The organism is Pseudomonas sp. 14A (assembly GCF_018132745.1).
Taxonomy (GTDB): domain Bacteria; phylum Pseudomonadota; class Gammaproteobacteria; order Pseudomonadales; family Pseudomonadaceae; genus Aquipseudomonas; species Aquipseudomonas mercuritolerans.
Window position 1 is genome coordinate 1 of the sequence record NZ_JAGRQJ010000003.1, and the last position, 14,518, is coordinate 14,518.

The 14,518-nt window shown below is 61.2% G+C and carries 8 protein-coding genes; 7 read left to right on the forward strand and 1 reads right to left on the reverse strand.

Going from position 1 to position 14,518, the window contains the following annotated elements:
- The first annotated feature begins 202 nt into the window (after positions 1-202).
- The 6 genes from recC (at position 203) to PS14A_RS02780 (ending at position 11,897) form a co-directional block, all read left to right on the forward strand.
- On the forward strand, positions 203-3,655 hold the full coding sequence (gene recC, locus PS14A_RS02755) for an exodeoxyribonuclease V subunit gamma (protein ID WP_212615248.1): 3,453 nt from the start codon (positions 203-205) through the stop codon (positions 3,653-3,655).
- Complete coding sequence (gene recB / locus PS14A_RS02760; protein ID WP_212615249.1) at positions 3,652-7,338, forward strand: exodeoxyribonuclease V subunit beta; 3,687 nt, start codon at positions 3,652-3,654, stop codon at positions 7,336-7,338. The genes recC and recB overlap by 4 nt, the downstream gene beginning before the upstream one ends.
- The gene (recD, locus tag PS14A_RS02765) at positions 7,335-9,443 is read left to right on the forward strand and encodes an exodeoxyribonuclease V subunit alpha (RefSeq protein ID WP_212615250.1); all 2,109 of its coding nucleotides are present in this window, start codon (positions 7,335-7,337) and stop codon (positions 9,441-9,443) included. The genes recB and recD overlap by 4 nt, the downstream gene beginning before the upstream one ends.
- Positions 9,444-9,562: 119 nt before the next feature.
- Positions 9,563-10,132: a YfiR family protein gene (locus tag PS14A_RS02770; protein ID WP_212615251.1), complete on the forward strand. Its 570-nt coding sequence runs from the start codon at positions 9,563-9,565 to the stop codon at positions 10,130-10,132.
- Entirely contained in the window at positions 10,129-11,397 is a 1,269-nt protein-coding gene (locus tag PS14A_RS02775) for a diguanylate cyclase (RefSeq protein ID WP_137215568.1), read from the forward strand. Before PS14A_RS02770 ends, PS14A_RS02775 begins: the two co-directional genes overlap by 4 nt.
- Before the next feature lie 5 nt (positions 11,398-11,402).
- The gene (locus PS14A_RS02780; RefSeq protein ID WP_212615252.1) at positions 11,403-11,897 is read left to right on the forward strand and encodes an OmpA family protein; all 495 of its coding nucleotides are present in this window, start codon (positions 11,403-11,405) and stop codon (positions 11,895-11,897) included.
- On the opposite strand, the gene PS14A_RS02785 is transcribed toward PS14A_RS02780, so the two are convergent.
- On the reverse strand, positions 11,894-12,841 hold the full coding sequence (locus PS14A_RS02785) for a LysR family transcriptional regulator (protein WP_051600376.1): 948 nt from the start codon (positions 12,839-12,841) through the stop codon (positions 11,894-11,896). The genes PS14A_RS02780 and PS14A_RS02785 overlap by 4 nt on opposite strands.
- A 149-nt stretch (positions 12,842-12,990) precedes the next feature.
- Between PS14A_RS02785 and PS14A_RS02790 the strand changes: the two genes are divergently transcribed.
- Entirely contained in the window at positions 12,991-14,517 is a 1,527-nt protein-coding gene (locus PS14A_RS02790; protein WP_212615253.1) for a CoA-acylating methylmalonate-semialdehyde dehydrogenase, read from the forward strand.
- The last annotated feature ends 1 nt before the right edge of the window (position 14,518 follow it).

Consider the following 14,518-nt stretch of genomic DNA (forward strand, 5'->3'; position numbering starts at 1 on the left):
CCGATGGTAGTGTGGGGTTTCCCCATGTGAGAGTAGGTCATCGTCAAGATTAAATTCCGAAACCCCAATTGCGAAAGCAGTTGGGGTTTTGTTTTGCCTGCGAGAAAGTTCTTACAGCCTTTGCAGACCTCGTCCGGCTGTCACAGCCGGCCGACAATGCTAAGGTTCTGCCTCGGCTTTAGCGATTTTCCAAGGAATCCATATGTCGGACGCCCAGTCCCTCAACGCTGCATTCATGGTGGTTCAGAGCAACAGTCTCGATGAGCTGCGCAGCCTTGTGGTCAGCATCATGCGGCGCTACCCACTGGCACCCCTGGAAAACGAAATCGCGTTGGTGCAAAGCAACGGCATCGCTCAATGGCTCAAACTGGCACTGGCCGAGGATCCCGAAGGCGACGACCTTGGCGGTTGCGGGATCGCTGCGGCGATTGACGTGCAACTACCCGGCAGTTTCATGTGGCAGCTGTATCGCATGGTATTGGGACGGGAAGAGATTCCAGCGAAATCCCTGCTCGATAAAGCACCGCTGACCTGGCGTCTGATGCGCCTCTTGCCACAGGTAATCGACCGCCGACATTTTGAGCCGCTGCAACGCTTCCTCACCCACGACGGCGACCTGCGCAAGCGCTATCAGTTGTCGGAGCGTCTCGCCGATCTGTTTGACCAATATCAGGTATACCGGGCCGACTGGCTCGAAGATTGGGCGGACGGCCGCCACCAACTGCGTAATGTGCGAGGTGAAATAAAGCCGCTGCCACCGACCAGCTGCTGGCAGGCCGAGTTGTGGCGAGCGCTGCTGGATGACGTCGGCGAACAAGGCATGGCGCAGAGTCGTGCCGGCGTGCATCAACGCTTCATGGAGCGAATCAACACCCTTGATGAGGCTCCGGCTGCGCTGCCACCACGCGTGATCGTCTTCGGTATTTCTTCATTGCCCGCGCAGGTACTTGAAGCGCTGGCCGGTCTGGCACGTTTCAGCCAGGTGCTGCTTTGCGTACATAACCCTTGTCGCCATCACTGGGCCGATATCGTCGCCGACAAGGATCTGCTGCGGCATCAATACAAGCGGCAACAACGCAAAAGCGGGATGCCAGTGGTACTTGATGCCGAGACCCTGCATCAGCACGCGCATCCGTTGCTGGCCGCTTGGGGTAAGCAAGGTCGCGACTATATCAACCTGCTCGACAGCTACGACGATCCCAACAGCTACCGCGCAGCCTTTCGTGACGGACGCATCGACCTGTTCAGCGAAGCCCAACCCCACAACATGCTTAACCAGCTTCAGGACGACATTCTGGAGTTACGTCCACTCAACGAGACACGCGAACTCTGGCCTGCGGTCGATGCAACCCAAGACCATTCAATACGTTTTCACATCGCCCACAGTGCCCAGCGTGAAGTCGAGATCCTGCACGATCAACTCCTGGCGCGTTTCAGTGCCGACCCGGATCTGCGCCCGCGAGATGTGATCGTCATGGTCCCGGATATCGACAGCTATGCACCGCATATCCGCGCAGTTTTCGGTCAGCTCGATCGATTTGACCCGCGCTTCATTCCGTTCACTTTGGCGGATCAGGGCCAGCGTGGCCGCGATCCGTTACTAATCGCAGTCGAGCACCTGCTCAAGCTTCCGGACAGCCGTTTCCCAGTCAGTGAGATCCTCGACTTGCTCGATGTCCCGGCCCTGCGCGCTCGCTTTGGCGTAGAAGAACGCGACCTGCCAACTCTGCACCGCTGGATCGAAGGCGCCGGCGTGCGTTGGGGCATGAGCGCCGAGCAACGGGCCGGTCTCGGTTTGCCAGAGGAACTGGAGCAGAACAGCTGGCATTTCGGCCTGCGCCGAATGCTGCTGGGGTACGCCGTCGGCAGTGCCGAGGCATGTGCAGGTATAGAACCTTACGATGAAATTGGTGGGCTTGATGCTGCCCTGATCGGTCCACTGGTGGCTCTGCTGGATGCCTTGGAAATCGCTCACCAGCAACTCACGCAACCGGCTCAACCGAAAGAGTGGGGGCTGCGCTTGCAGGCGCTGATGCAAGTGTTTTTCCAAGCCAGCAACGAGCATGACGATTATCTGCTGACCCAGTTGGAGGAGCTTCGCGAGACCTGGCTGGAAACCTGCGAGGCGGTCGGGCTGACTGACGAACTGCCGCTGACTGTCGTGCGAGAAGCCTGGCTCGCCGGGCTGGATCAGGGCCGTTTGTCGCAACGATTCCTCGCCGGTGCGGTAAATTTCTGCACCTTGATGCCGATGCGTGCCATTCCTTTCAAACTGGTTTGTCTGCTGGGCATGAACGACGGCGATTATCCCCGCGCGCAACCACCGCTGGACTTCGATCTGATGGGCAGCGATTACCGACCTGGGGATCGCTCACGACGTGAAGACGACCGCTACCTGTTACTCGAAGCGCTGTTGTCCGCACGTTCTCAGCTCTATATCAGTTGGGTCGGTCGCAGCATCCGTGACAACAGCGAACGACCTGCCTCGGTGCTCATCGGCCAGTTGCGCGATCACCTCGCCAGCGGCTGGCGTTCAATCGACCCGAGCCAGGATCTGTTGGACGTGCTGACCGAAGAACATCCCCTGCAACCTTTCAGCGCCCGCTATTTCCACGAAGGCGAGCAACTGTTCAGCTACGCCAGCGAGTGGCAGGTGTTGCATCAAGAGAAAGCGCAGCAAAGCGAGGCGCCGTTACTCGCGCCGTATGTTCAGGAAGAACCGCTGACACTGGCTTTACTGCAGGACTTTCTGCGTAATCCGGTTCGGCATTTTTTCACACAACGTCTCAAGGTCTATTTCGAGGCGGCGCAAGCGCCGTTGGCAGATGAAGAACCTTTCGTGCTGGACGCCCTACAGCGCTACACGCTGAGCGACAGCTTGCTGGAAGCCGCACTGAGCCAGCCGGACAATATCGATCAGGCGCTGCAAGCCCGGGCGCTGCGCCTGCAAAACAGTGGTCTGCTGCCTATGGCCGGTTTTGGCGAGTGTCTACAGCGAGAGTTGATCGAACCGCTACCGGATCTTCTGCAGCGGTACCAACAGTTGCTGACGTTATGGCCGACTCCGTTGACCAGCGCAATCCCGGTCAGTCTCGACTTGCAAGGTGTGCGGCTGGAAGGCTGGCTCTCAAGCCTGCACCAACGTGCCGATGGCGGCCTGCTGTCAGTCACTACCATTCCCAACAGCATCGGCTCGATCAAAACGCGCAAGTGGCACCGGCTGACCAAACCGTGGGTCACTCATCTGGTCGCCTGCGCCAGCGAGCATGCGTTGACCACGGCATTGGTCGCCAGTGACGACACATTGTTGCTTGAGCCAATGGAGCGAGACCGAGCGCTGCGTTTCCTCGGCGACCTGCTTCTTGCGTGGCAATCCGGAATGCGCCAACCCTTGCCGATTGCGATAAAAACCGCGTTCGCCTGGTTGTCTCAAACTGACCCGGTCAAAGCCGAAGCCGCTGCACGAAAAGCCTATGAAGGTGACGGCCAGACCAGCGAGGGCGAGCGGCGTGAAAGCCCGGCACTGCTCCGGCAATATCCCGACTTCGATGCATTGTTGGCAGACGAAACCTTCACCGGCTGGTGCGACGCCTTGTACCGCCCATTATTCGAAGCGCCCTGGCGTTCCTTGTCCAGCGAAGGTGCGCGCGCATGAGTACGAAAACACCGTTGGCTCTGGCCTTCCCGCTGCGCGGCAGTCAGTTGATCGAAGCAAGCGCCGGCACCGGAAAAACCTTTACGATCTCGGCACTTTATCTGCGGCTGATTCTCGGTCATGGCGGCGAGACAAGCGGTTTCGCACGCGAATTGCTGCCGCCGCAGATCCTCGTAGTGACGTTTACCGACGCTGCCACCAAAGAGCTGCGTGAACGCATTCGGACACGCTTGGCTGAGGCCGCGCGATTCTTCCGCGGTGAAATCACTGCCCCCGACGGACTGATTGCCGAGCTGCGCGATCAGTTCGATCCGCAGCAATGGCCGGGCTGTGCCAACCGCCTCGATATCGCCGCGCAGTGGATGGACGAAGCCGCTGTCTCGACCATTCACAGTTGGTGTCAGCGCATGCTGCGCGAGCATGCGTTCGACAGCGGCAGCCTGTTCACGCAGTCGCTGGAAACCGATCACAGCGATTTGCTCGGCGAGGTGCTGCGCGATTACTGGCGCCTGTTCTGCTACCCAATGCAGGGCGATGCGCTGAACTGGGTGCGCAGCAATTGGGGTGGCCCCGCAGCGTTGTTGCCTCGGGTGCGCGGCTTGTTCGCCAGCGAGCGTGACACCGCTGAAGGCAAGGTGCCGGCGGAGCTGATCGCCGAATGTTTGCTGGAGAGGCGAGCGGCGTTGGTCGAACTGAAAATGCCTTGGCGTGACTGGGCAGACGAGCTGCTTGCTCTGTGCCATGAGGGCGTGGCCAGCAAAACCGTCGATGGCCGCAAGATGCAGGCGCGTTATTTCGAGCCCTGGTTCGACAAGCTCAAGACCTGGGCCGCAGACGAGGCGCTTGAGCAACTGGACATTGGCACCGGCTTCACTCGTCTGACACCCGATGGCATGGCCGAAGCCTGGAAAGGCCAGGCCCCGAGTCATCCGGGGCTGGACGCCATGTCCGCACTCAAGTCGAGCCTCGACGCATTGCCGACACCCGATGCCGCTGTTCTGCAACACGCCGCCAAGTGGGTCGGTGCACGCTTTGAAGAGGAGAAGCGCCGTCGCGCAGAAATGGGTTTCGACGACATGCTGCTGCGTCTGGATGCCGCGCTTCAATCAGAGGGCGGCGAGCGCTTGGCGACACTGATCCGCGAGCAGTTCCCTGTCGCGCTGATCGACGAATTCCAGGACACCGATCCGGTGCAATACCGCATCTTCGAAAGCATCTACCGCATCGAAGACAATCACCCGGACACCGGCCTGTTCCTGATCGGCGACCCTAAGCAGGCGATCTACGCCTTTCGCGGTGCGGACATCTACACCTACCTGCGCGCACGTCAGGCCACCACCGGCCGCTTGCATACGCTCGGCACCAACTTCCGCTCCAGCCACGGTATGGTGACAGCGGTCAATCACGTATTCGAACGCGCCGAGTCCCGAGAGCAGGGACGCGGCGCGTTTTTGTTTCGCGAGAAAACCGGCGAAAACCCGGTGCCGTTCCTCCCGGTCGAGTCTCAGGGACGCAAGGAAACGCTGCGGATTGTCGGGCAAGACTTCGCGGCACTGAATGTCTGGCTATTGCCCAGCGATCAGCCGCTTTCTGGCGCGGTTTATCGTCAGCAAATGGCCGCCGCCTGCGCCAGTGAAATCACCGCACTGCTCAATGGCGGGCAAACCGGTAGCGCTGGTTTCGTTCAGGCAGATGACTTCAGAGGTCTGCGTCCTTCGGATATTGCGATCCTCGTCCGCGACGGTAAAGAAGCCCAGGCCGTACGCGCCGAACTCGCCGCCAGAGGAGTGCGCAGCGTTTATCTATCAGACAAGGATTCGGTGTTCGCCGCGCAAGAGGCGCACGATCTGCTGGCCTGGCTGAAGGCCTGCGCCGAACCCGATGTCGAACGTTCGCTGAAGGCTGCGCTGGCCTGCACTACCCTGGACCTGCCGCTGATCGAGCTGGAACGTCTGAACCAGGACGAGATGGTCTGGGAAGCCCGGGTCATGCAGTTCCGCGGCTATCGCGAACTGTGGCGTAAACAGGGCGTTCTGCCGATGTTGCGGCGCCTGCTTCACGACTTCCATTTGCCGCAAACCCTGATGCAGCGCAGTGACGGCGAGCGCGTACTGACCAACCTTTTGCACTTGTCGGAACTGATGCAGCAGGCCGCTGCTGAACTGGACGGCGAGCAAGCATTGATCCGCCATCTGGCCGAGCTGCTGGCACTGTCCGGTCAGGCCGGTGAAGAGCAGATTCTGCGTCTGGAAAGCGATGAGCAACTGGTCAAAGTGGTGACCATCCACAAATCCAAGGGCCTGGAATATCCGCTGGTATTCCTGCCATTCATTTGCTCGGCGAAACCGGTGGATGGCAGCCGTCTGCCGCTGCATTACCACGACGCTGCGGGCAAGGCGCAGATCAGCCTCAAGCCGACTCCCGAATTGATCGCTCTGGCTGACGATGAGCGTCTGGCCGAAGATCTGCGGCTGCTGTATGTCGCGTTGACCCGTGCACAACATGCCTGTTGGCTGGGCGTCACCGATCTCAAGCGCGGCAATAACAACAGCTCTGTGCTGCACTTGTCTGCGTTGGGTTACTTGCTCGGTGGCGGTGCCGCTTTGGGCGAGTCCAGCGAATTGAATCGCTGGCTGCGCGATCTGCAGCAAGACTGCCCGGCCATCGGCATCGGCGAAATGCCTCAGCCCACTGACGAACATTACCAGCCGCCGCGCAATGAAGCAGTGCTACGAGCGACGCTACGGCCCAAGCGCAAAGCCAGTGAAAACTGGTGGATCGCGTCTTACAGCGCCCTGCGCATCAGCGACATAATGAGCATCGGCAGCGATGAAGCACCGGACAGTCCGCAGGCGCAAAAGCTCTTCGACGACGAGCGCCTCGACCCCGACGCACCCCGCGAAATCATCAGCGGTGGCGCCGATATCCACCGTTTTCCTCGCGGACCGAATCCCGGCACCTTTTTGCATGGCTTGCTCGAATGGGCGGGTGCTGAAGGCTTTGCGGTTACCCGCGAAGCGCTGGAAGACGCGATTGCCCGGCGCTGCAACTTGCGCGGCTGGCAAGGCTGGATCACCACGCTGACGGACTGGCTGCAGCATTTGCTCAAGTCGCCGTTGCCGATCGCTGGCGGGCAACCGCCGGTGGTTCCTGAGCAACTGAAGCAATACCGCGTCGAGATGGAGTTCTGGTTCGCCAGCCACAAAGTCGACGTGCTCAAGCTCGATGAACAGGTGCGCCAGCACACCCACAATGGCGTCGCCCGGGTGGCGGCGGAGCCGGTACAACTCAACGGCATGTTCAAGGGCTTTATCGACCTGACCTTCGAGCACGCTGGCCGTTATTACGTCGCCGATTACAAATCCAACTGGCTCGGCGTGGATGATCAGGCCTACACCGTGCAGGCGATGGAACAGTCGATCCTCGACAACCGTTACGACTTGCAATACGTGCTGTATCTGCTGGCACTGCATCGCCAGTTGAAGGCGCGGCTGGCGGATTACGATTACGACCGCCATGTCGGTGGGGCGGTTTATCTTTTCCTGCGCGGTACGCGTGCCGAAAGTCGAGGCGTGTACTTCGTGCGTCCGCCACGGGAATTGATCGAACGCCTCGACCGGATGTTCCAGGGCAAACCCGAACCCAAGTCCGAGCCCGCCTGGGAACAGGGAGTCCTGCTATGAGCCGCACATTCGCCGATCTGCTGCCGACACCGCTGGAAGCGGACAGCCTGTCGAAACTCTCGCCGCTGACCCGCGCCGATGATTTGCTGTTGTTGCTGAGCCGTTGGGTCGAGCGCGGCTGGCTGCGCGCGCTGGACCGGGCGTTTGTCGCTTTCCTGCATGAACTCGAGCCCGAGACCGATCCGCTGGTGCTGCTCGCGGCGGCGTTGACCAGTCACCAGCTCGGCCATGGTCATGTGTGTCTGGACCTGTTCGAAACCCTCAAGGCGCCGGATTTTGCACTGTCATTGCCGCCCGAAGGCGATGTGCAGGGCGGTGTGTTGCTGCTGCCCTCACAACTGCTCGAAACGCTCGATGGAGCCCATTGGTGCAAAGTGCTGGCAAGCAGCTCGCTGGTCGCTCTGGCCGCTGATGCGGGTGACACAGCGCAGACACGTCCATTGGTGCTGTCCTCGAAACGCCTGTACCTGCGCCGTTACTGGACCTACGAACGCCGCATTGATGCAGCGTTGCGCCAACGCTTGATGCAACAGGAGCCGACGCCAGAGGATCTGCCGCAGCGCCTCAATGAATTGTTCGGCCGTGCGGAATCCGCAGCTGTAATCGATTGGCAAAAACTCGCCTGTGCTCTCGCAACGCGCAGCGCCTTCAGCATCATCACCGGAGGCCCGGGTACCGGCAAAACCACCACGGTGGTGCGCCTGCTCGCACTGCTGCAGGCACCGGCCGTCGAGGCCGGCCATCCGCTGCGCATACGTCTGGCCGCACCGACCGGCAAGGCCGCTGCGCGCCTGACCGAGTCGATCAGCCAGCAAGTGCAATCGCTGCAAGTCGCCGAAGCGGTGCGCGCGGCGATCCCCAGCGATGTCACCACCGTGCACCGTTTGCTCGGCAGTCGACCGGGTACCCGCCACTTTCGTCACCATGCCGGTAACCGCCTGCCGCTGGATGTGCTGGTGGTCGACGAAGCTTCGATGATCGACCTGGAAATGATGGCCAACTTGCTCGACGCCATGCCGGCCCATGCGCGGTTGGTATTGCTGGGCGACAAGGATCAACTGGCCTCGGTCGAGGCCGGTGCGGTGTTGGGCGATCTGTGCCGTGACGCCGAGGGCGGTTGGTACAGCCCGCAGACGCGGCAATGGCTGGAGTCGGTCAGTGGCGAGTCGTTGCAGGGCAGCGGTTTGCATGAAGACCGCGACGGCACCCACCCGCTGGCGCAGCAAGTGGTGATGCTGCGTCACTCGCGCCGTTTCGGCGAGGGCAGCGGCATCGGTCAGCTGGCGCGTCGGGTCAATCAGCAATTGGCCGACGAGGCGCGACAGTTGCTCGCGGCCGGCAGCTACGACGACGTGTATTCGCTGCCGCTCAAGGGCGAACACGATCAGAAGCTCGAACGTCTGCTGCTCGAAGGTCACGGCAACGGCCCGCAAGGTTATCGCCATTACCTGAGTGTACTGCGCGATCAGCGTCCACCGTCGACGCGGCCACTTGAACATGCGGACTGGACCGATTGGGCGCGGGAAGTCTTGCAGGCGTTCGATACGTTCCAGTTGTTGTGCGCGGTGCGCAAAGGGCCGTGGGGCGTTGAAGGTCTGAATCAGCGCATCACCGCTGCGTTGCTCAAGGCGCGTCTGATCGAGAGCGATCAGCAGTGGTATGAAGGTCGGCCGGTGCTGATGACTCGTAACGACTATGGTCTGGGGCTGATGAACGGCGACATCGGCATCGCCCTGAAACTGCCCGAGCGTGAAGGCGCGGAGATCGGTAAAACGGTTCTGCGCGTGGCCTTCCCGCGTAACGATGGTCAGGGCGGCGTGCGCTTCGTGTTGCCGAGTCGGCTCAACGACGTGGAAACCGTGTACGCCATGACGGTGCACAAGTCTCAAGGCTCGGAATTCGCCCACACGGCGCTGATCCTGCCGGATGCGCTGAATCCGGTACTGACCAAAGAGCTGATCTACACCGGGATTACCCGCGCCAGAGACTGGTTCACTTTGATCGAGCCGCGTGCCGGCGTGTTTGAAGAGGCGGTGCAGCGCAAGGTCAAGCGTCTGAGCGGGCTGATGCTGGAACTGGAGGAGGGCACCGAGCCTCAGGGATGAAGCGCTGAATGACTGACAACGAATACTGACCAACCGGTCAGAGGCCGGCGCCTCGCTGGTGTTCTGGCGCTGTGCTATCGTTGCGGCATCATTTCGTTACGCTTCAAGAGAATCCCTCCATGAACGTGGCCGTCCGGGCGACAGAGCGTGTGGTTGCTTGCCAGCGCGCATTGCTGATCGTTTTGCTCTGGTTGTTGGCGGGCAGCGCCATCGCCCAAGCGCAAACCGGGCCGGCCGAGCAACGGGCCAAAGCGGTCACGCAAGTGGTGCTTGGCATCCTCAGTTATGCACGCTGGCCGGTGGAACCGGCGCAATTGCGCCTGTGCATCGTCGGCCCCACCGAATACACCGATGACCTGGTCAAAGGCACCACCCAAGCCACGGGCCGGCCGGTGGCTGTGCGGCGTCTGCTGGCGGACAACCCGGGCATCGTCAGTGAATGCGATGCGGTGTACATCGGCAAGCTCACCGCCGATGAACGCAGTCGCCTGTTCGCATCGTTGATCGGGCATCCAGTGCTGAGCATCAGCGAAGCCGACGATCAATGCACCGTTGGCAGTCTGTTCTGCCTGCGCGTTGGCGATGATCAGGTGTCGTTCGAGGTCAATCTCGACTCCGTGGCTCGCAGTGGTGTGCGCATTCACCCCAGCGTGCTGCAGTTGTCCCGTCGCAAAGCGGCGGCGCCATGAAGCTGTTCAGTTGGAAGGCTCGCCCCACCCTTGGTTCGGTCATTGGCCGCGGGCATTTGATTGTCGCGCTGGTGGCGGTGGCGATGGCCAGTGTTTCGCTGACCTTGCTGGGCGTGCTCGCGCTGCGGGTGTATGCCGATCACAACCTGCACTTGATCGCTCGTTCGATCAGCTACACCGTCGAAGCGGCCGTCGTGTTCAATGACAAAGCGGCGGCAACCGAGGCGCTGGCGATCATCGCCGCCACCGAGGAAGTAGCGGATGCCCGGGTGCTCGACGCGCAAGGCCAATTGATTGCGCAATGGCAGCGCGCTGAAACCGGCTTGTTCTCCGAGCTGGAGATGCGGATCGCCCGCGCCATTCTGGAAAAACCGGTGAGCCTGCCGATTGAGCATCAGGACCGTGAAATCGGTCGGGTCCTGCTCATCGGCCACGGCGGCAGCCTGATGCGCTTCCTGCTCAGCGGTCTGGCCGGCATTGTGTTGTGCACCGCGATCAGCGCCTGGGTCGCGCTTTATCTGGCGCGGCGGCAGTTACGCGCGATCATCGGCCCGCTGCACAGCCTCGCCTCCGTCGCTCACGCCGCCCGTAGCGAACGCGCTCTTGATCGGCGCGTGCCGCCGGCGCAGATCGCCGAACTGGATAACCTCGGCAATGACTTCAATGCCTTGCTGGGCGAACTTGAGTCGTGGCAAACCCACCTGCAAAACGAAAACGAAACCCTTGCCCATCAAGCGACCCACGACAGCCTCACCGGGTTGCCCAACCGCGCATTTTTTGAAGGTCGGTTGATCCGCGCCCTGCGCAACGCGAAAAAGCACGATGAGCGGGTCGCCGTGCTGTTTCTCGACAGCGACCGCTTCAAAGGCATCAACGATAACTTTGGTCACGCTTCGGGCGATGCAGTGCTGGTAGCCATTGCCAATCGTGTGCGAGCGCAATTGCGCGAGGATGATCTGGTCGCGCGGCTGGGCGGCGACGAGTTCGCCGTGCTGCTCGCGCCGCTGCACACGGTCGAAGACGCTGAGCACATCGCAGACAAGATCCTCGCCAGCATGGATATGCCAATCACCTTGCCCGGCGACAGCAGTGTGGTGACTTCGCTCAGTATCGGCATCTCGGTTTATCCCGATCATGGCAGCACGCCGAGCACCTTGCTCAACGCAGCCGACGCGGCGATGTATCAGGCCAAGCGCCTGTCGCGCGGCGCGCAATTCACGGCCGGGTCGGAGCGCCCGGTCGATACCGTTCACACCAGGAGCTGATGCCCGTGTTCACACTTGCCGTTCGACTGTTTTCCGCATTGCTGCTGATGGCCGCGCTGACCCTGAGCGGTTGCCAGACCGCCCCGCAAAAGGGCCTGACACCGGCGCAGGTCGCCGTGCTCAAACAGCAGGGTTTCGAATTGACCGACGACGGTTGGGAGTTCGGCCTGTCGGGCAAAGTGTTGTTTGGCAGCGATGTCGAAAGCCTGAATGCACCCAGCACGGAAATCGTCGAACGCATCGGCAAGGCGCTGCTCGGCGTGGGCATCGAGCGGGTGCGGGTCGATGGCCACACCGATGCGTCGGGCAAGGAAACCTACAATCAGCAACTGTCGCTGCGTCGGGCCAAGAGCGTTGCCAACGTCCTCGGCACGGTCGGCATGAAGCAGGAGAACATCCAGCTGCAAGGCCTCGGCAGCAGCGAACCGGTGGCCTCCAACGACACCGTGGCAGGGCGCACGGAAAATCGCCGGGTGTCGATCGTGGTCAGCGCCGATTAATCGGCAAAGCGCATCTCCCGCGTTTCACCCATCAACAACGCCTGATTACGCTCAGTCACCTCGCGAATGTAATCCCACAACAAGGTAATCCGCTTCAACTTGCGCAGATCCTCCCGGCAGTACATCCAGAACTGCCGGGTGATGTCGATTTCCTCCGGCAACACCGGCAACAATCGTGGATCCTGCGCGGCGAGGAAGCACGGCAGGATCGCCAGCGAGCGGCCCTGCTGCGCGGCGACGTATTGCGCGATCACGCTGGTGCTGCGCAAGTTTGCGCTGGCGCCAGGCAGGACGTTGGCCAGGTAGAGCAGCTCCGAGCTGAACGCCAGATCATCCACATAACTGATGAATTGATGCTTGCTCAAGTCGGCCGGGTGGCGGATGGGTGGGTGTTTGTCCAGATAGTCCTGGGTTGCGTACAGCTGCAAGCGGTAGTCGCAGAGTTTGCAGCAGACGTACGGCCCGTGCTCCGGCCGCTCGAGGGCGATGACGATGTCGGCCTCGCGCTTGGACAGGCTGATGAAGTGCGGCAGCGGCAGGATGTCCACGGAGATTGCCGGGTAGGCGTCGACAAAATGGCTCAACTGCGGAGTGATGAAAAAACTGCCGAAGCCTTCGGTGCAGCCCATGCGCACGTGCCCGGACAGGGCCACACCCGAACCGGAAACCTGCTCGCAGGCCATGTGCAACGTGCTTTCGATCGACTCCGCATAGCCGAGCAAGCGCTGGCCTTCAGTGGTCAGGACGAAGCCGCTGGTGCGGGATTTTTCGAACAGCAATGTGCCGAGCGCCGCTTCCAGCGAGCTGATCCGTCGCGACACCGTGGTGTAGTCGACAGCCAGGCGTTTGGCGGCGGTGCTGGCCTTGCGGGTGCGGGCGACTTCAAGGAAAAACTTCAGGTCATCCCAGTTCAGCGAGCCTAGCGAGGTGATGTTTTTTTGCATGATGGTCGGGCTTATATGTGCGTTCTTATTAGAAGTTTGCACATCTATACTCCAAAAACAGTCCGACAACCAATTCGTGACACACGCCTCATCTCAAGGCGAACCTTTCGCCTTGGCTCCTACGATAAAAACAAGTTCTGGAGACCAGCATGAACGCATCGCTTACGCCCAACGACACCACCCTGCAAAAGGTCAAACTGCTGATCGACGGCGAATGGGTCGAGTCGCAGACCACCGAGTGGCACGACATCGTCAACCCGGCCACCCAGCAAGTGCTGGCCAGGGTTCCGTTCGCCACCGCCGCTGAGGTCGATGCCGCTGTCAGCGCCGCCCAGCGTGCCTTCCAGACCTGGAAACTGACCCCGATCGGCGCGCGGATGCGCATCATGCTCAAGCTGCAAGCGCTGATCCGCGAGCACTCCAAGCGCATCGCCGTGGTCCTCAGCGCCGAGCAGGGCAAGACCATTGCTGACGCCGAGGGCGATATTTTCCGTGGCCTGGAAGTGGTCGAGCACGCGTGCTCGATCGGCACCCTGCAAATGGGCGAGTTCGCCGAGAACGTCGCTGGCGGTGTCGACACTTACACCCTGCGCCAGCCGATCGGTGTGTGCGCCGGCATCACGCCGTTCAACTTCCCGGCGATGATTCCGCTGTGGATGTTCCCGATGGCGATCGCGTGCGGCAACACCTTCGTGCTCAAGCCTTCGGAACAGGATCCGCTGTCGACCATGCTGCTGGTGGAACTGGCCATTGAGGCTGGCGTTCCGGCGGGCGTGCTCAACGTCGTTCATGGCGGCAAGGATGTGGTCGATGGCCTGTGCACGCACAAGGACATCAAAGCCGTGTCGTTCGTCGGTTCGACCGCTGTCGGCACCCACGTGTATGACCTGGCCGGCAAATACGGCAAGCGCGTGCAGTCGATGATGGGCGCAAAAAACCACGCTGTGGTACTGCCGGACGCCAATCGCGAGCAAGCGCTGAATGCTTTGGTCGGTGCCGGTTTCGGTGCAGCCGGGCAACGCTGCATGGCCACTTCGGTAGTGGTGCTGGTCGGTGCGGCGAAACAATGGCTGCCGGATCTGAAAGCGCTGGCGCAGAAGCTCAAGGTCAATGCCGGCAGCGAGCCGGGCACCGATGTCGGTCCGGTGATTTCGAAAAAGGCCAAGGCGCGGATTCTCGAACTGATCGAAAGCGGCATCAAGGAAGGCGCCAAGCTTGAACTGGACGGTCGCGACATCAGCGTGCCGGGTTATGAACAAGGCAATTTTGTCGGCCCGACCCTGTTCTCCGGCGTGACCACTGACATGCAGATCTACACCCAGGAAATCTTCGGCCCGGTGCTGGTGGTGCTGGAAGTCGACACCCTCGATCAGGCGATTGCGCTGGTCAACGCCAATCCGTTCGGCAACGGCACTGGCCTGTTCACCCAGAGCGGCGCGGCGGCGCGTAAATTCCAGACGGAAATCGACGTCGGGCAGGTCGGTATCAACATCCCGATTCCGGTGCCGGTACCGTTCTTCAGCTTCACCGGTTCGCGCGGTTCGAAACTCGGCGACCTCGGCCCGTACGGCAAGCAAGTGGTGCAGTTCTACACCCAGACCAAAACGGTCACGGCGCGCTGGTTCGATGACGACAGCGTCAACGACGGCGTGAACACCACCATCAACCTGCGCTGAG

Bases quoted from the DNA above. Each gene is read 5' to 3' on its own strand.
- recC (WP_212615248.1), top strand. From the start codon at position 203: ATGTCGGACGCCCAGTCCCTCAACGCTGCATTCATGGTGGTTCAGAGC.
- recB (WP_212615249.1), top strand. From the start codon at position 3,652: ATGAGTACGAAAACACCGTTGGCTCTGGCCTTCCCGCTGCGCGGCAGT.
- recD (WP_212615250.1), top strand. From the start codon at position 7,335: ATGAGCCGCACATTCGCCGATCTGCTGCCGACACCGCTGGAAGCGGAC.
- PS14A_RS02770 (WP_212615251.1), top strand. From the start codon at position 9,563: ATGAACGTGGCCGTCCGGGCGACAGAGCGTGTGGTTGCTTGCCAGCGC.
- PS14A_RS02775 (WP_137215568.1), top strand. From the start codon at position 10,129: ATGAAGCTGTTCAGTTGGAAGGCTCGCCCCACCCTTGGTTCGGTCATT.
- PS14A_RS02785 (WP_051600376.1), bottom strand. From the start codon at position 12,841: ATGCAAAAAAACATCACCTCGCTAGGCTCGCTGAACTGGGATGACCTG.
- PS14A_RS02790 (WP_212615253.1), top strand. From the start codon at position 12,991: ATGAACGCATCGCTTACGCCCAACGACACCACCCTGCAAAAGGTCAAA.